13 protein-coding genes are annotated in these 16956 nt (G+C 71.3%); 7 read left to right on the top strand and 6 right to left on the bottom strand.

Annotated elements, in window-relative coordinates:
- The first annotated feature begins 29 nt into the window (after positions 1-29).
- The gene (locus TBR22_RS02370) at positions 30-770 is read left to right on the top strand and encodes a ZIP family metal transporter (protein ID WP_239491353.1); all 741 of its coding nucleotides are present in this window, start codon (positions 30-32) and stop codon (positions 768-770) included.
- Here TBR22_RS02370 and TBR22_RS02365 read toward each other — a convergent pair.
- On the bottom strand, positions 751-1998 hold the full coding sequence (locus tag TBR22_RS02365; protein ID WP_239491352.1) for an MFS transporter: 1248 nt from the start codon (positions 1996-1998) through the stop codon (positions 751-753). The two genes, TBR22_RS02370 and TBR22_RS02365, sit on opposite strands and share 20 nt — an antisense overlap.
- Before the next feature lie 223 nt (positions 1999-2221).
- Between TBR22_RS02365 and TBR22_RS02360 the strand changes: the two genes are divergently transcribed.
- Positions 2222-2779 carry a BON domain-containing protein gene (locus tag TBR22_RS02360; protein ID WP_239491351.1) on the top strand — a complete coding sequence of 186 codons (558 nt, stop codon included), beginning with the start codon at positions 2222-2224 and terminating at the stop codon, positions 2777-2779.
- Positions 2780-2995: 216 nt separating this feature from the next.
- On the opposite strand, the gene TBR22_RS02355 is transcribed toward TBR22_RS02360, so the two are convergent.
- A complete protein-coding gene (locus tag TBR22_RS02355) occupies positions 2996-4384 on the bottom strand; it encodes a cell wall metabolism sensor histidine kinase WalK (RefSeq protein ID WP_239491350.1) in 1389 nt (462 codons plus the stop codon).
- Positions 4381-5097, bottom strand: a complete 717-nt coding sequence (locus TBR22_RS02350; RefSeq protein WP_239491349.1) for a response regulator transcription factor — start codon at positions 5095-5097, stop codon at positions 4381-4383. Before TBR22_RS02350 ends, TBR22_RS02355 begins: the two co-directional genes overlap by 4 nt.
- A gap of 219 nt (positions 5098-5316) precedes the next feature.
- Between TBR22_RS02350 and TBR22_RS02345 the strand changes: the two genes are divergently transcribed.
- Both TBR22_RS02345 and TBR22_RS02340 read left to right on the top strand, forming a co-directional pair.
- Positions 5317-5943, top strand: coding sequence for a Spy/CpxP family protein refolding chaperone (locus TBR22_RS02345; protein ID WP_239491348.1), 627 nt, complete (start codon positions 5317-5319; stop codon positions 5941-5943).
- 133 nt (positions 5944-6076) lie between these two features.
- Positions 6077-6616: a Spy/CpxP family protein refolding chaperone gene (locus TBR22_RS02340; RefSeq protein ID WP_239491347.1), complete on the top strand. Its 540-nt coding sequence runs from the start codon at positions 6077-6079 to the stop codon at positions 6614-6616.
- 57 nt (positions 6617-6673) lie between these two features.
- On the opposite strand, the gene TBR22_RS02335 is transcribed toward TBR22_RS02340, so the two are convergent.
- Positions 6674-7429 carry a hypothetical protein gene (locus TBR22_RS02335; protein WP_239491346.1) on the bottom strand — a complete coding sequence of 252 codons (756 nt, stop codon included), beginning with the start codon at positions 7427-7429 and terminating at the stop codon, positions 6674-6676.
- A gap of 222 nt (positions 7430-7651) precedes the next feature.
- Between TBR22_RS02335 and polA the strand changes: the two genes are divergently transcribed.
- Positions 7652-10333: a DNA polymerase I gene (polA, locus tag TBR22_RS02330; RefSeq protein ID WP_239491345.1), complete on the top strand. Its 2682-nt coding sequence runs from the start codon at positions 7652-7654 to the stop codon at positions 10331-10333.
- Positions 10312-12282 carry a heparinase II/III family protein gene (locus TBR22_RS02325; protein ID WP_239491344.1) on the top strand — a complete coding sequence of 657 codons (1971 nt, stop codon included), beginning with the start codon at positions 10312-10314 and terminating at the stop codon, positions 12280-12282. The genes polA and TBR22_RS02325 overlap by 22 nt, the downstream gene beginning before the upstream one ends.
- 124 nt (positions 12283-12406) lie before the next feature.
- Here TBR22_RS02325 and TBR22_RS02320 read toward each other — a convergent pair whose 3' ends face one another.
- Positions 12407-13201, bottom strand: a complete 795-nt coding sequence (locus TBR22_RS02320; RefSeq protein WP_239491343.1) for a hypothetical protein — start codon at positions 13199-13201, stop codon at positions 12407-12409.
- Positions 13202-13285: 84 nt separating this feature from the next.
- Here TBR22_RS02320 and pcnB point away from each other — a divergent pair, with 84 nt between their 5' ends.
- Entirely contained in the window at positions 13286-14605 is a 1320-nt protein-coding gene (gene pcnB, locus TBR22_RS02315; protein WP_239491342.1) for a polynucleotide adenylyltransferase PcnB, read from the top strand.
- Positions 14606-14689: 84 nt separating this feature from the next.
- On the opposite strand, the gene TBR22_RS02310 is transcribed toward pcnB, so the two are convergent.
- A complete protein-coding gene (locus TBR22_RS02310; RefSeq protein ID WP_239491341.1) occupies positions 14690-16909 on the bottom strand; it encodes a TonB-dependent receptor in 2220 nt (739 codons plus the stop codon).
- Positions 16910-16956 lie beyond the last annotated feature (47 nt).

Here is a 16956-nt window from a genome sequence, read left to right as displayed (position 1 = left end):
CGGGCACGGTGCCCTTATGATCGGGGCGCGTGTCCGTCTCCCCCTTCGTTCTCGCCATGGCGCTCAGCCTCGCCGGCAGCTTCGCCGGCGTGCTGGTCGCCTCGGCGATCTACCTGTTCGGCGACGAGGCACGTGAGCGGCTGGTGTCCTGGCTGGTCTCGTATGCCGTCGGGTCGCTGCTCGGCGTCTCGCTGCTGCACCTGCTGCCGGGCGCCCTCGAGACACTGCCGCCCGAGCGCGCGCTCGGCGCGCTCCTGTTCGGCATCCTCACCTTCTTCATCCTCGAGAAGCTGGTGCTCTGGCGTCACTGCCACGACACGCACGAGTGCGAAGTGCACAGCACCGCCGCCAGCCTGGTCATCATCGGCGACGCGTTCCACACGTTCATCGACGGCGCGATCATCGCCGCCGCGACGCTCACCTCGCCGTGGCTGGGCGTGACGACGGCGCTCGCGGCGGCGGCGCACGAGATCCCGCAGGAACTCGGCGACGCCGCAATCCTGCTCAAGGCCGGGTACGGCCGCGTGCAAGCGCTGGGGCTGAACCTGTTGTCGGGACTGGGCGGGCTGGTCGGCGCGGTGTTCGTGTACCTGGCGCTGAACCAGTTGCCCACCGTGCTGCCGTACGTGATCGCCTTCGCGTCGGGCAGTTTCCTCTACGTGGCGATGTCGGACCTGATCCCGAGCCTGCACCAGGGCCACATGGAAGTGAACCCGGTCGCGCAGGTGCTCCTCATCAGCGCCGGGCTCTTCACGCTGCTGATGCTCTGACCGACCGGCCACGCGTCTCGGGGATGAACACCCAGAGCACCGCGGCGAGCACGAACGCCATGGCGACCAGGGTGAACGCCGTGGCGAAGCCGCGCGTATCGGCAAGCGACCCGACGACGAACGGCGCGGCCGCGCTGGCCAGCCGGCCGGTGTTGTAGGTGAGCCCCTGTGCGGTGGCGCGCACGGCGGTCGGATACGACTCGGCCGTGACGATGCCGAACCCCGTGAAGTAGCCGGTGCCGAAGAACGCGACGAACGGCCCCAGCAGCAACAACACCAGCGGGACGCGGACCTGCGCGTAGAGGCCGAGCAGCAGCGCGGCCATCAACAAGTACGTCACGTACGTACGCTTGCGCCCGGCACGATCGGCGACCGCGCCGAAGGTCACGTAGCCGAACCACATTCCGACCTGCATGAAGACGACCAGCCAGGCCATGGTGCCCGCCGAGAGGCCGATGCCGCCCTGCGCGGGCGGCAACGACAGGTAGGCCGGAATCCAGGAGTTGAAGCCCCACCACGCAAACAGGCAGCACGCGTTCATGGCCGCCAGCGCCAGGGTGATGCCGAGGCGGCCGTCGGCCACGACGCCGCCCAGGCCGGCGCGTGACGCGTGCCCGGCGGTCTCCCGCCAGAGCGCCGGTTCCGGGACGGCCCGCCGAATCCAGACGGTGAAGAGCGCCGGCAGCACGCCCACCAGGAAGACGGCGCGCCACCCCCACCACGGGAGCACGAGGCTGGTCACGACGGCGGCAAGCGCGTAGCCGACGGCCCACGCGCTCTGCATGAGCCCGAGCGCCTTGCCGCGGTGCTCGTCGGGCCAGCTCTCGGCCACCAGCGCCGCCCCGCTCGCCCACTCGCCGCCCATGCCGAGGCCGAGGCCGATGCGGAAGGCGGCCAACTGCGTCGCCGTCTGCGCCACGCCACACAGCGCCGTGAACACCGAGTACATGACGATGCTGGCCATCAGCGCGCGGGTACGGCCGTGGCGATCGGCCACCAGGCCGAAGACCACGCCCCCGACGGCCCCCGCCACGAGCGTCACCGACCCGATGAGCCCGGCCGTCGCCTTGGTGAGCCCGAGATCGGCCATGACCGCGGTGAGCACGAGCGCGTAGAGCATCACGTCGAAGGCATCGAGCATCCAGCCCAGCGCCGCCGCCCAGAGGGCGCGCCGGGCCGCCACGGGGGCGTCCTGCCACCAGCCGAACCAGCGCGCGTCAGGGGTCATGGGGCGGTCATTGTCCCACCTGTCCCTCGCGTGGGACATCCCGACCGCGGCCAGTCGCCTGCCGATCACAGGCGACAGGGGACATCACGAGCATTTCTCGACTTTCAGCGCGGCTGCGTCGCCTCACGGGAGTGGCACGGGGTTTGATCAAGAGGAGGGCACGGAGGACGCTCCGGGGCAGTGGCATCGAATCGCCTGCCGCCACGAGCGTTGACCACAGATGATGACCGTCACTCGACTTCTCACCGCCGGCCTGCTCGCCCTCACTCTCGCCGCCAGCGCGCGCGCCGAAGACGTGGTCGAGCGCAAGGACTTCCAGATCTTCCAGGGCGTTGCTCGCCAGGTGCAGCAGTACGTCAACTTCACCGTGTTCGACAGCGTCAACGCCTCGGTGCAGGACGGCGTGGTGACGCTCACCGGCAAGGTGACCATGCCCTACAAGGTGCAGGACCTGACGCGCCGCGTGTCGCGCGTCGAGGGTGTCCGCAAGATCGACAACCAGATCCAGGTGCTCCCGGTGTCGCGGTTCGACGACGAGCTGCGGCTGCGGATCGCCCGCGCCATCTACGGCAACCCGTCGTTCTGGCAGTACGCGTCGATGGCCAACCCGCCGATCCACATCGTGGTCGAGCAGGGGCGCGTGAAGCTCGAGGGCACGGTGAACAGCCACGTCGAGCGGATGCTCGCGCAGTCGCTGGCCATCGGCTACGGCGAGTTCTCGGTCGAGAACCGCCTGAAGACCGACGCCGAGGTGGAGGCCGAACTCGAACGGATCGACTGATTCGTTCCACGGGGACCGGCGCCCCCGCGACGCGCCGGACAGACAGCCGCAAGACCTCCTGTTGCCCCACGGACTCCTTCCTCCGTGGGGCTTTTTCTTGAGCCTTGGGCCTTGGGCCCTGGGCCCTGGGCCTTGGGCCTTGGGCCTTGGGCCTTGGGCCTTGGAACCTGGAACTTACCAGGGCCGGCGGCCGAAGCCCGAAGGCCGCCCGTGCTCTTACTGAGGAAGCACGACCCTGAACGTGCTGCCCTCCCCCGGTGTGCTCGACACGGTGGCAGTGCCGCCGTGGGCCTCGGCGATCGCGCGGACGATCGACAGCCCGAGGCCGGTGCCCCCACGGCTGCGCGAGCCGTCCTGCTTGAAGAACCTGTCGAACACGCGCGCCTGACTCTCGGGGGGCAACCCCACGCCCGTGTCGCGCACCTCGAGGCACAGCCCCTCGGGCACCAGTGACGCCGTGACGTGCACCTGGCCACCCTCGGGCGTGAACCGCAGCGCATTGGCCACGAGGTTGGACAACGCCTGCTCCAGTCGCCCGATGTCGGCGGTCACTTCCAGGGTCGTGGGCTCGAAGGCCAGCGTGACGCCGACGGCAGTTGCCGAGGGCCCGTGCCGGTCACGCAGGCGCGACCACAGGAACGACAGGGGCGCGCGCTCGGGGCGAAGGCCCAGGCCCCCCGCCTCCATCTTGGCCAGGTCGAGCAGGTCGCCGATGAGTCGCTCCAGCCTGATCGCCTCGTCGTCCACCACGGCGAGATAGCGTGCGCGGTCGTCCTCGCTGATCGGCAGGTCGCGCATCTGCAACGTCTCCACGTACCCGCGGATGGTCGTCAGCGGCGTGTGCAGCTCGTGCGAGACGTCGGCCAGCAGTTGCCGACGGATTTCCTGCTCCGACGTGACGCGCTGGATCTGCGTCGCGAGCGCGTCGGCGGTCTGGTTGAAGGCGCGGGCGACGCGGCTGATCTCGTCGGCGCCTTCCTCCGGGGCGCGCGCCGACAGGTCACCCTGGCCGAGGCGGACGGCCGCCGACTCGAGCGCCTGCAGGCGGCGATGCGCCGGTGCGAAGGCGAGCCACGCCAGCAGCGCGGCGACGCCGATGGCCGTCATGGCCGCGCCTGCCAGCGCCATCGGGCCGAGGTCGCGCAGCACCGCCAGCCCTGGACGACGCGGCAGGACCACCACACGCCCCTCGAGTTCACCGAGGACCTCGACACGCGCGATCCCCACCGGTCGCTGGCGGCCATCGTCGGGAGTGGTGGCGGCCGAGGCGACCAGGGCAGCCTCGTCGTCGGGAACGGTGACGCCGTCCGGGCCACGGACGCGCCCGCCCGGCGTCACGAAGAACGCCGGCAGCGGTGTGTCGAGATAGCGGGCCAGCACCTGCGGCACGTCGGCGGCGGGGTCCACCTCCAGGGCCTCCGAGAGGTCGCGGGCGATGGTCTCGGCCAGTTGCTGGGCCGTGATGCGCGCGTGCAGGCCTTCCGGACGCGACAACTGCGCGACCACGAAGGCCATCTGCACCGCGAGGCCCGCCGCGAGCAGGCCGAGACAGGCGAGCGCGATGCGCCAATAGAGCGACCGCACCCACCGATCGCCGTCGCTCATGGCGTCGCGACGTCGCGGAACTTGTATCCGACGCCCCACACGGTGAGGACGCGGGTGGGCTCGGCGGGATCGGCTTCGATCTTCTGCCTCAGGCGCTTGACGATCGTGTCGACGCTGCGCTCGGTGACGTGCGTCCCCGGCCCCCAGGCGCGCCTGATGATGGCCTCCCGCGAGAAGACGATGCCGGGGTTGGCGGCGAGCACCTTGAGGACGGCGAACTCGTGCGCGGTGGTCTCGACGACCCGGCCGTCGACGGTGACCTGATGCCGCGAGGGGTCGATCTCGAGTCCGTCGCGGCGAATCACGTCGGTGGCGGGCTCGTCGCCGTTGGCCGGCGCGCCGGTGGAGGCACGGCGCAGCAGCGCACGCACCCGCGCCATGAGCTCACGGACGCCGAACGGCTTGGTCAGGTAGTCGTCGGCGCCGCTGTCGAGGCCGAGCACCTTGTCGGTCTCGTCGCGGCGGGCGGTCAGCAGGAGGATGGGGGCCTTCCGGGTCGACGGGTGCTGGCGCAGGGCGCGGCACAGCGCCACGCCGTCGATGCCGGGCAGCATCACGTCGACGATGAACAGGTCGTAGGCCTGGGTCTTCGCGGCCTCGAGCGCCGCGCGCCCGTCGAGGAACCTGTCGCTCGTGTGCCCTTCGAACGAGAGGTGCAGCGACACCAGTTCACCGATGTGGGCCTCGTCGTCGACGACCAGCACATGCGCCATGGCCCCCAAGGCTACCCCGCCTCCGGGAGGCGTGCGCAGGCCTGTCATGGATTTTTCACAGTCGGGCCTCCCCCGGCTCCGGTACTGTTTGGGATTCCGGCACCTGCAGGCGACACGGTCGTTTCACACGCGCGCCACCTCCCGGGGATGGCGACGGGCGACACTGCGGGGGACGGACTCGGGCGTGGCTTCCGAGATCGGCGAGACGGAGCAAACCGCATGCGGCGAGAGAACGTGACCAAGCGCGTGAAGTGCACGACGGCGATCCTGGCGTTGACGCTGGGGGTCGCGGGCGCGGCGTTCGCGCAGCCGCCGCAGGGCGGCCGCGGTTCCGGCCCCGGCATGCCCCCACCGCACGGGGGCCCCGACGGGCCAGGCGGCCACGAAGGTCGTGGATTCGGCCCAGGGCGTCCCGGGGAAGGTGGCGGACGGATGATGGGTCCGCTCGGCGGACTGCTGGCGCTGAACCCCGACGTGCCCCTGGCCAGCCTCAACCTCACGGACGCGCAACGGGAACAGGTGCGGACGATCCTTCAAGGCCGCCGCGACGAGGGGCGCGCCTTGATGGAGCGGGCGCGAGGCGCCATGGAGGCCATGCAGAAGGCCACCGCCGGGACGGCGATCGACGAGGCGGCCGCCATCGAACGCGGTCAGGCGCTCGGAGCAGTGATCGGCGAGGCCGCCGTGCTGCGCGCCCGGCTCAGGAACGAGGTCCTCGCGATCCTCACGCCGGAGCAGCAGGCCGAAGCCAGGGCCATGGCCGCCGACCGCATGGAGCGCCAGCGCAAGGGGTTCGAGCGCATGCCGCCGCCCCCGCGCCCTCGCCCTGACGGCGTGCCGTTCTAGGCGCCTTCGTTTCTTCACAACCACGACACCGGCGGGCCATCGAGAGCCCGTCTCATGCATCAGAACGACGCGCCGGTCCGGCCTGCCGGGCGGCGCACTCGGGGCGATGGCCGCCCCCAGGAGGGTGTGTGCGATGCGTGCGATGACGAAGACGCTGATGGCCGGCGCGATGGCCCTGACGCTCGGCCTGGCTGGCGCGGCGACGGCTCAACCGGCGCCTGGTGGCCCGGGGGGGCCTGAGGGGCCGGGCCGGCATGGACGCGGCCCCGGTGGCCCGATGATGGGCGGCCCGCTGGGTGGCCTGTTGGGCCTGCACCCGGAACTGCCGCTGCCGGCGCTCAACCTGACCGATGCGCAGGAAGAGCAGGTGCGGGCCATCATGCAGGGCCACCGCGACGAGGGCCGGGCGTTGATGCAGAAGGCTCAGGCGGCGATGGACGCCCTGCGGACGTCGACGACCGGCACGGTGGATGAGGGCGCGGCGGCGCAGCAGGGTCAGGCGCTCGGCGCGGTCATCGCCGAGGCAGCGGTGCTGCGCAGCAAGGTGCGCAACGAGGTGTGGGCGATCCTCACGCCGGAGCAGCAGGCCGAGGCCACCAAGATCAACGCCGAGCGGCAGGCCCGCCAGGCTCAGTTCCGTCAGCGGATGGAACAGCGCAAGCCCAAGGGGTAGGGCGCGGTCTCCGACCGGGCCGTTTCAACGGGGTGCGGCGGCGTGGAACACGCCGCCCTACCCTCGTGCCGAAGCGGCGGCGCGTTGGTGGCCCTTGCGGACCACCCACCAGATCAGGCCCGTCAGGGTCACCGCGGCGGCCGCCATGGCGGCCAGGAACAGCGCCACGGTCATCACCAGGATCCGCTGCACCCCGAATCGCGCCTCGATCCGAAGCGGTTCGCCGGCCAGCCGCGCCTTCAGCGGCTGTTCCCACGACAGGATGTTGCCGCGCTCCACGAGCCGGCTCGGGGCGTTGTGGAACGTGACCCGACTCGGGACGTGCATCCGGACCGCTACCAGTTCGCTGCCGTCCCAGCCGACGTCGCCGACCGCCTTGTTCACCGAGGCCCCGAGTTCCTGCACGTACTGCACCGCCTCGCCCTGCCGCGCGAACGTGTACCGCGCCCACGCGAATGGCCGGGTCTCGGGCAACCGCCGCACGTCGCTCACGTCGAGGCGCACCTGCACGAAGCGGCGGCCGTCGCGTCGCCATGGACGGCTCACCCGCGTGACCTCCGTGACCGGCGAGGCGTAGAGGGCGCGAATCGCATCGCGGTCGATGGGCACGGCCGGATCCAGCGGCACGTCGAGCCCGTGCAGCGCCGCCAGAGCCGCCAGCGACGTGTTCACGACGACGCGCGCCGAGCCGTCGAGGTCGATGTAGATCTCTTCTTCGTACTCGTATTGCCGGCCGAACGGGCGAGCGCAGGAGGCGAGGAGCAGGAGGGCGAGGGCCGTCAGCGCCAGCGCCTGACGGGGCAACAGCGACATGGAGCAGTAGTGTAAACCCGGAGTACGAGGGACCAGGGACGAGTACGAAAGGGACAAGGGCGTCGAGGGACGAGAGACAGGCGGCAAGGGACCGGGGAAACGGTCCCTCCTCCTCGCCGTCTCGTCGGTTGCGTCCTTGTCCCCCGCTCCTCGTCTCTCGCTGCCCCTCGTGTCTGGCGTACGTGTCCCTCGTCCCTTGCGCTGCCCGTCTAGAATCTCCTCGTGCCCGAACGTCCGATCCTGTTCCTCATCGACGGCAACAACCAGATGTACCGCGCGTATCACGCCATCCGCGGACTGACGGGGCCGGACGGCAAGTCGACCAACGCGGTCTACGGGTTCGTGACGATGCTGCGCAAGCTGATCGCGGACCACCAGCCGGCATACATCGCGGCCGCCTTCGACCTGGCGGGCCCCACCTTCCGCTCGGCCATGCAGGCCGACTACAAGGCCAACCGGTCCCCCATGCCGCCTGACCTGGTCGAGCAGGTGCCACTGGTCCACCAGGCCTGCGAAGCCATGGGCGTGCCCGTCCTGACGCACGCCGACTACGAGGCCGACGACGTCATCGCGACCCTGGCCACGCGCGCCGTCGCCCACGGGTTCGACGCCGCCATCGTCACCGGCGACAAGGACTTCTTCCAGATGGTCGACGGCCACGTGCGCGTGTACAACCCGCGCGACGAGGGCACGTGGTACGACGCGACCGGGGTCGTCGAGAAGTTCGGCGTCCGGCCCGACCAGGTCGTCGACGTGCTGGCGCTGATGGGCGACGCCATCGACAACGTGAAGGGCGTGCCCGGCATCGGCGAGAAGGGGGCCCGGGAGCTGATCGCGCAGCACGGCACCCTCGATGCACTGCTCGAGGCCGCGCCGACGCTGCCAGGCAAGCGCTACCGCGAAGCGCTGACCAACCATGCCGAGGACGCCCGCCTGAGCCGCGAGATGGTGCGTCTGCACTGCGACGTGCCGGTGGCCGACGACATCGCCGGATTGCGCTACTCGGGCCCGGACCAGCCGCGCTGCTACGAGCTGTTCAGCCGCCTGGGCTTCAAGTCGCTCGTCACCGCCTTCGCGCCGACGGCAGCCGACGTGGTGCGCGCCTTCAGCACCTGTGGCGACGCCGAGGACCTCCGCGAGCTGGCCGACCACATCCGGGCGGCGGGCCGCTGCGCCGTGTACCTGGTGACCGACCAACGCCCCGCGCTGCAGGCCGACCTGGTGGGCATCGCGATCGGCACGGGTGAGGGTCGCGCCGCCTACGTGCCGCTCGGCCACACCTCCCTCGACGCCTGCCCGAACCTGTCGGCGCAGGCGCTGCGCGACGTCATCGGGCCGCTGCTCGCCGATCCCGCCATCGCCAAGACCGGCCACGACATCAAGGCGATGCGCCTGGTGCTCGAGCGCCATGGGCTCGCGCTGGACGGCGTGCGCGACGACGTGATGCTGGCCAGCTACGTCCTCGACGCCTCGACCGCCGCCCACGCGCTCGAACCCCTCGCCCTCGAGCGGCTCGGCTACAAGGCGATGGACTCGGAGACCCTGCGCGGCAAGGGCGTGAAGGCGCTGCCGGTGTCGCAGGTGGCCGTGGAGGCGATGACCACCTGGGCCTGCGAGCGCGCCGACCTCGGCGTGCAACTCACCCGCGACCTGCGCGAGGCGCTCGACGCCGAGCAGCTCACCGGCATCTACGAGGACTTCGAGCTCGCCTTGCTGCCGGCGCTGTGCGCCATCGAGCAGGCGGGCATCCGGGTCGACACGCAGGTGCTCGCCGGCCTGTCGACGCGCATGGACGCCGAACTGGAGACGCGGTCGGCGCGCATCTTCGCGCTCGCCGGGACGACGTTCAACATCAACTCGCCCAAGCAGCTGGGCGAGGTGCTGTTCGAGAAGATGCAGCTGCCGGTGCTCAAGCGCACGGGCAAGGAGCGCACGGCGTCGACGGCGGCCGAGGTCCTCGACGAACTCGCCCTGACCCACGACATCGCCCGCGAGATTCTCGACTGGCGCGCGATGATGAAGCTGAAGGGCACGTACGTCGACGCGCTGCCCCACCTGGTGCACCCGAAGACGGGCCGCGTGCACACGACCTTCAACCAGGCCGTCGCGGCCACCGGTCGCCTGAGCAGCAGCGACCCCAACCTCCAGAACATCCCGATCCGCACCGAGCTCGGTCGCGAGATCCGCGGCGCGTTCGTCGCCGAGCCCGGGCACGTGCTGATCTCGGCCGACTACTCGCAGATCGAGTTGCGGGTGCTCGCCCACATGGCGCAGGAACAGAGCCTGATCGACGCCTTCCGGCGTGGCGACGACATCCACGACCAGACGTCGGCGCGCGTGTTCGGGACCGACAGCGGCCTGAGCGCCCACGAGCTGCGCCGGCGCGCCAAGATCATCAATTACGCGCTGCTCTACGGCAAGACCGCGTTCACGCTCGCCAAGGACATCGGCGTCACCCAGCAGGCCGCGCAGGCCTTCATCGACGCCTACTTCGCCGGCTACCCGTCGGTGCGACAGTTCATCGACGAGACGATTGCCAGGGCGCGCGACACGGGCGTGGTGAGCACGCTCTTCGGCCGGCGGCGGCGCGTCCCCGAGCTGACGAGCCGCAACGGCCAGATCCGCGCCGCCGCCGAGCGCGTCACGGTCAACCTGCCCATCCAGGGCACTGCCGCCGACATCCTCAAGCGCGCCATGATCGACCTGCACACGGCGCAGGCGTCGGTCCCGGGGCTCCGGATGATCCTGACCGTGCACGACGAGCTCGTGTTCGAGGCGCCCGAGGACCGGGCCGAGGAGGCCGCGGCGCTCGTGAAGCACCACATGGAGCACGCCGTCACGCTCGACGTGCCGCTCGACGTCGACGTGGGCGTGGGACGGACATGGAACGACGCCAAGGCCTGAGGTCCGGATCGATCGATCGCCGCACGTGCCTCGGTGCGCTGGCCGCGCCGGTGGTCGCCGCCACGTGGGACGCGCAGCCAGGCGCGCCGGAACGTGGCCCCCGCCTGCTGTTCACCCGCGAGGAACTCGATCGCGTCCGCGCCCGCGCCTCGCACCCGCAGCTGGTCCGCTTTCGCGATACCACCCTTGCCAAGGCCGAGCAATACGTGTCGGCGCCGCGGCTCGTGCCATCCATCACCGGGCGTGGCGAGCCCGATCCGCCGGGCGAGGACAAGGGACTCGCCTGCGCTCGCGCCCTCCAGGGCCGGGTGGTCACGCTCGGCATGGCGTGGGAACTGACCGGCGAGGCACGCTTCCTCGAGAGCGCGATCGCCCAACTCGAACACGCTGTCCGCTCCTGGCACATCTGGGTCGACACCGCCCATCAGCCGCCGTTCGACCTGATGACCGGTGAGCTGTCGCTCACCTTTGCGCTCGCCATCGACTGGCTGCTGCCGGCCGTCGCCGACGACCGTCGCAGGCCGACCGTCGACGGCGTCGTGCGGCGCGCGCTCGACGCGTTCCTGGAGGCCGTCGAACGGGAGAAGCCGCCGGCATGGCACACGGCGCAACACAACTGGAACACCGTGTGCAACGGCGGCGCGGCGATGCTGGCGCTCGCGCTGCAGCCGACGCACGCCGACAAGGCGGCGCGCGTGCTCGCCAGGGCCGTGCCGGCGATGGAGCGCTACTGGGATCACCTCGGTCCCGACGGCGCCTGGGACGAGGGGACCGGCTACTGGCGCTACGGCCACCGCTACGGCCTGATGGCCGCCGAGGCGTTGCGTCGGGCAGGACATCCGGCCGGCGCCGCGGTCTTCGCGCGCAGCGGCGTCCGCCAGACCGGCTACTTCCCCATCGTCTTCAATCCGGGGACGACGCTGTCGGCAAGCTTTGGCGACTCGAACGGCCGGGCCGCCGACGCCATCTTCTACCTCCTCGGAGCCACGTACCGCGACCCTGCGTTCATCTGGTACCAGGACCGCGTGCCCGTCCCCCGCCAGGCCGAGGGCTGGCCCGACGAGGCGCTGGCGCTCCTGTGGCGCCCGGTCGATCAACCGTGGCTGCCCGAACGGCAGCGCGACTACCTGCCGCGGGTGCCGGCCGCCGCCGTGTTCCCGAGCATCGGTTGGGCGCTGCTCGCCCCGAGTCAGCCCGATCCCGCGCACTTCCTGGCGTTCAAGAACGGCTCGCTCGCAGCCAACCACACGCACCTCGATCTCAACCACGTGAGCCTTGCCGTCGGCGACCGCTTCCTGCTGGCGGAACTGGGCAGCCGGCCATATCCGGCCGACTACTTCCGGGCCGACAAGCGCCATGGCTATTACGAGATCGGCACCGGCGGGCACAACACGGTGCTGGTCGGCGGCAAGGGGCAGGTGCATCGCCGCAAGGGGCGCCTCCTGCCGCTCGTCGATCGGGACGGGGTGCAGGTGCTGACCGGCGTGGCCGACGACACGTACGACGTACCCACGCCGATCGCGCGACGCCATGTCATCGCGCTCGACGAGCGCCAGTCGTTCGTCATCGTCGATGAGATCGAGACGGCGGAGCCCCAGCCGATCGAGTTGCGCTGGCATACGGGCGGCACGTGGGCACTGGGCCCGAGCGGCAGCGCGGTGGTCACCAATGGCCCGGTGCGCGCCGCGGTGCGCACGCTCGCCCTGAGCGGCGTGCCGCCGCTGGAGGTGGCGACCCCAGAGGGGTGGATCCGGCCGGTGCAGGTGTTGAGCGCGCGCCTGGCGGCCTCGCCGCAGCACCTGGTGGTCACCGCCATCGCGCCGGGCGAGGCGGAGGCGCCGTCGCTGTCGCTGGCCCGGAGCCGGGATGGAAGGCGCATCCAGCTGCGCGTGGGCGAGCGTCAGTTGCGGTTCAGGACGACCGCCGAGGGCGGATTGCAACCGGTGTGAGCGCCGAGGGCGCGGACGCGGCAGACCCCTGACCGTCGACATGAATGTCGACGGCTACGGACCGTCGGCCAAGGCCGACGGCTACGCCCGCAGATGTCAAACGTCAAACGTCAAACGTTAAACGTCACTTCCACCGTCCCTTGGCCTCGTCCCACTCGGCGGTGAAGCGTGCGCTGGCCGATCCCGCGTCGGGCTCGTCGACCATGCGCTTGACGCGCTCGGGGATCAGGGCGGTAGTCACGAGGCGATCGAGGTCGGCGCGCAGGGTGACGCCGGCGCCGGGCGCCAGCGTGGAGCGCACCCAGCCGGCCACGGCGAGGTCCCATGCCAGTTCGAGGTCGCCGCGCGCCAGGGCCGACGCCGGCAGCCAGTAGGATGCCGCCGCCGAGTCGGGGTAGCGCGCGAGGTGCCGCGAGAGCCGGTCCGAGATGTCGTGATAGATGGCCGGGCGCTCGTCGGGGCCGCGCGTCTGCGCGTGCCGATCCATCGCCGTCGCCCACCAGTCGAGCACCTGCTCGCGGCCCTCGGGCGCCAACAGGCCCATCTGCTCGAGCACCGGCTCCAGCATCGCGGCCGCGGAGCGGTACTGGCCGTCGAGGTAGAGCGCCTCGCCGAGGCCGACTACCAGATCGACCCGGCCGCGGTCGTCGAGTCCCGCCGCCGCCACTCCGCGCAGGGCGGCGCGGCCATCCACCAGGTCCTCGGGGGCACGACTGGCCCGGTGGCGCTCGAGCAGCGCCCGACCGAGCAACAGGCTGGCTTCCGGGCGGGCTCCGGGGCGCGCCGCCGCCTCGCGGGCCGCGCTCACGGCCTCGTCGTACTTGCCGCTGTTGTACAGCTGCCGGGCTCGGGCGAGCGGGTCGGTGGCGGCCGGCTGCGCCGCGGCCGGCGCGACGGCCCCCAGCAGGACGACGAGCATCGCAGCTCGCGCGAAATCAGTAAGTGCTTCCATGTCAGCGACTTCCAAACCTCGCACCCCGGCGGCTTGCTATACTCCCGAGGCGTGGTCACTCCAATCGTCGTCCCGCGGAGCGAGCATGGGCTCTCTCGCCAGGACATCGACCCCGACGCTCTCCGCGTCCTCTATCGCCTGCACGCCTCCGGGTTCGAGGCTTACCTCGTAGGGGGCAGCGTACGCGATCTGCTGCTCCATCGTCGCCCGAAGGACTTCGACATCGGGACGAGCGCTCACCCGCACGAGGTCAAGCGACTCTTCCGTAACTGCTGGATCATCGGGCGACGGTTCCGCCTCGCGCACGTCCGCTTCGGGCCGAAGACGATCGAGGTGGCGACGTTCAGGCGACAGGTGAGTCTCGCGCAGGAGCCGCAGGAACAGCACTTCCGTTCCGACCATCCCGACGAGAGCGAACTGCCGGTCGTGGCCGATCCGTCGGTAGATGTCACCGCCGAGCAGATCGACCGCCCGATCCAGCGCGACAACGAATACGGCACGCCGGAGGAGGACGCGTTCCGCCGCGACTTCACGGTGAACGCGCTGTTCTACGACATCGGGTCGTTCTCGATCATCGACTACACGGGCGGCTTGCAGGATCTCGAGCAACGCCTCATCCGCTGCATCGGCGACCCCGACGTGCGGTTCGTCGAGGACCCGGTGCGCATGCTGCGCGCGCTGGTCCTTGCCGCGCGGCTCGACTTCGCGGTCGACGGCGCGGTGATGGACGCCATCGAGCGCAAGGCGACCCTGATCGCCGAGGCATCGTCGGCGCGCCTGCTCGAGGAGTACTACAAGATCCTGCGCAGCGGCCACGCGCGCGCCTGCTTCGATCACCTCGCCGACAGCGGCCTGCTCGAGCACATGTCGCCGGAGCTGCTCAACGACGATGGCCCGCTGACCGAGGCCTTCGAGGCCGTCGACGCCTATCGCCGGCGCTTCGACGACGCGCCGGACACGCTGACCAACCCGATCCTCGCCGGCACGCTGCTGCTCCCCCTGGGGTTGCTGCGCGACGAGGGCCACCGCTACCGCTACGCCGACGACGACTGGGAGCGCGAGGCGCCCCACATGCTGGGCCGGATGCAGGTGGCCCGCAAGGACATCGAGAAGCTGCGGCACATGATGGCGCTGCAGAAGCGCCTGCTCGACATCGACGCGCCGCAGAAGGCGCAGCGCGCGCTGATGCAGCGCGGCGCCTTCCGCGACGCGCTGACGTGGCTCGACATCCACGGCGAGCGCCCGAAGGTCGTGGAGCACTGGGAGACGCTGCTGCGCGAGGATCCGCCGCCACCGCCAACGGCCGAGGAAGAGGCCGAGCGTCGGCGTCGCCGCAGGCCGCGACGCCGGCGTGGTGGCTTCAATCGGTAAGGTGGCAATTTGAAATTTGAAATTTGAAATTCTCGGCGGGGCGTAGCCGGCGCGCCGACATTTCGAATTTCAAACTTCAAATTGTCAGAAGGCCACCCGCACGCCGCCGCGGATCCGCCGCGGCGGTCCCACCGTGCGCAGCGGCGTGCGGCCCGTGTCGTAGTCGGCGTCGAAGAGGTTCTCGATCGCGACGAACGCCCGGAGCGCCTCGGCGAAGCGGTGCTCGCCCATCAGGTCGGTCACGAAGGAACGGCCCAACTCGAACAGATTCCGGTCATCGTCGTACTGCGTGCCGGTCCAGCGCATCTGCGTGACGATCATCGAGGCGGCCAACGGCTGCCAGCGGACGTCGAACCCGCCCTGCGCGGTCGGCACCTGCGGCACCCGGTTGCCCTCGAGGCCGGGTTCGTCGGACTCGTCGAAACGTGACCGGGTCCACGCCAGCGTGCCGGCCACCGAGAGCGACGGCAGCAGCTGCACGCGTCCCTCGACCTCGAGCCCGCGCGCGCCGATCGTGCCGGCGTTGCGGCGTTCGCGGGTGATGAGCGTCGGCGTCGTGGTCACCGTGACGTTGGTGATCGCATCCTCGAGGCGCGCCGCGAACAGCGTGGCGCGCAGCGACACGCGACGCGGCTCCCAGGCCAGCGAGACGTCGCCGCCGGTGGCACGCTCGCGATCGAGCGCGGGGTTGTTCTGCGTCAGCGTGTTGCCGGCGCGGAACGAGCGCAGGCGCTCGTTGAGCGTCGGCGCGCGGAAGGCCTTGTAGGCGCTGCCGCGCAGCGTGAACGCGCTGCCGAGCGTCCAGGCCACCGAGCCCTTGGGGGAGAACGCGTCGATGTCGCGCTGCCCGCCAGGGGTCGTCTCGACGTCGATGCTGTCGGCGCGCACGCCGCCGACCACCACCACCCGAGACCAGGCCGCCCACGTCGCCTGCGCGAAGCCGCCGAGCATGTCCTGGCGGCCATCGGCGACCGTCGGCGCGCCGACCGGGCGCCTCTCGATCATGTCGCCGTCGACGCGACGGAAATCACCACCGGCCAGCAGCACCACGCGTCCGAGCGCCCGCACGAACTCCGCCGACCCGCCGCCCATCGTCGAGGCGACGCGCTGGCGCGAGCTGAGCGTCTCGGCCGTGCGCGTCGCGTTGACGGCAGAGAACGCCTGATCGTAGCCCTGGCCCAGCGCGAAGGCGCGGAGTCGCAGGTCGCCCCACGGGCCGGCGCCGGCGATGTCGAAGCTGGCCTGGCGCTGGTTGGTGTCGTTGTCCTGCAGCGGCGTGCCGTTGGTGCGGTCCTCGTCGTAGACGTGCCCGCGCAGCGAGGCGCGCCAGAGCCGCGTGATCGCGCCACCGACCGTCGCCGACAGCACCGACGACTCCACGCCGGCCGGTGTGTCGATCGGCCCGCGAATCTCGGGGGCGATCGGAATCGCGCCTTCGGTGGTGTTGAACTCGCCGGCCAGCATGCCGGTCCATGGGCCTCGGCGCGTGCCCGCGAGCGCCGACACGCGGCCGGACTCCTGCGTACCGCCCTCGACGAGCGCGCGCATCACCGGCGATGAGGGTTCCACCGACAGCACCTGGATGACGCCACCGGCGGCGTCGGCGCCGTAGAGGTCGCTCGCGCCACCGCGGACCACCTCGACGCGGTCGATGGCCACCTGCGGGACGCGATCCCAGCTCACCCAGCCGCCGAAGGGATCGTTGAGCGGCACGCCGTCGGCGAGCACCAGCGTGCGGCTGGCGCCGGAGGCCGACAGCCCGCGCAGCGTCACCCCCTGGGTGGTCGGGTTGGCCGTGCGCGACGGCGAGCGGCGGAACAGCGAAAAGCCCGGCGTGAGCCGCAGCACGTCGTCGATGGTCCCGGCGGCCGCCACCTCCAGGTCGCGACGCGACAGCACCGTGGCGTCGGCAGGCAGGTCGGCGCCGCGCACTGCCCGGCGGCCAGCGGTCACGGTGACCTGCTCGGTCCGCGCGGCCGGCTCGAGCGTGACGTCGAAGGCCGCCGAGCCCGGCTGCAGCGCCTCGACGTGCTCGCCGAACCCGGGGGCCGACACGCGCAGCACGAGCGGCAGCGCGAGCTCGGGCACGGGGACGATGGCGACGCCGTCGGCGCCGGTGATGACGGCCTTGCCGCGTCCGCGGTCGTCGGCGTCGACCACCGCACTCGCGCCGGCGATGGGATCGCCGAGCGCGTCCATCACCCGCACGCGCAGATCGGCGGCCGGCGGCTGGGCATCGGCGCGGAGCGCGCAAGCGAGCAGGACGAGGAGCGTGAGGGTGGCGCGGAATCTCTGGGGGAGCACGTGCGTGGCTTTCGGGAGAGAGAGCATCGGGGTAGGGCGCGGTCTCC

Source organism: Luteitalea sp. TBR-22 (assembly GCF_016865485.1).
Classification (GTDB): domain Bacteria; phylum Acidobacteriota; class Vicinamibacteria; order Vicinamibacterales; family Vicinamibacteraceae; genus Luteitalea.
The sequence above is the reverse complement of the archived record's forward strand: the minus strand, read 5'-3'. Positions and strand labels throughout refer to the sequence as shown.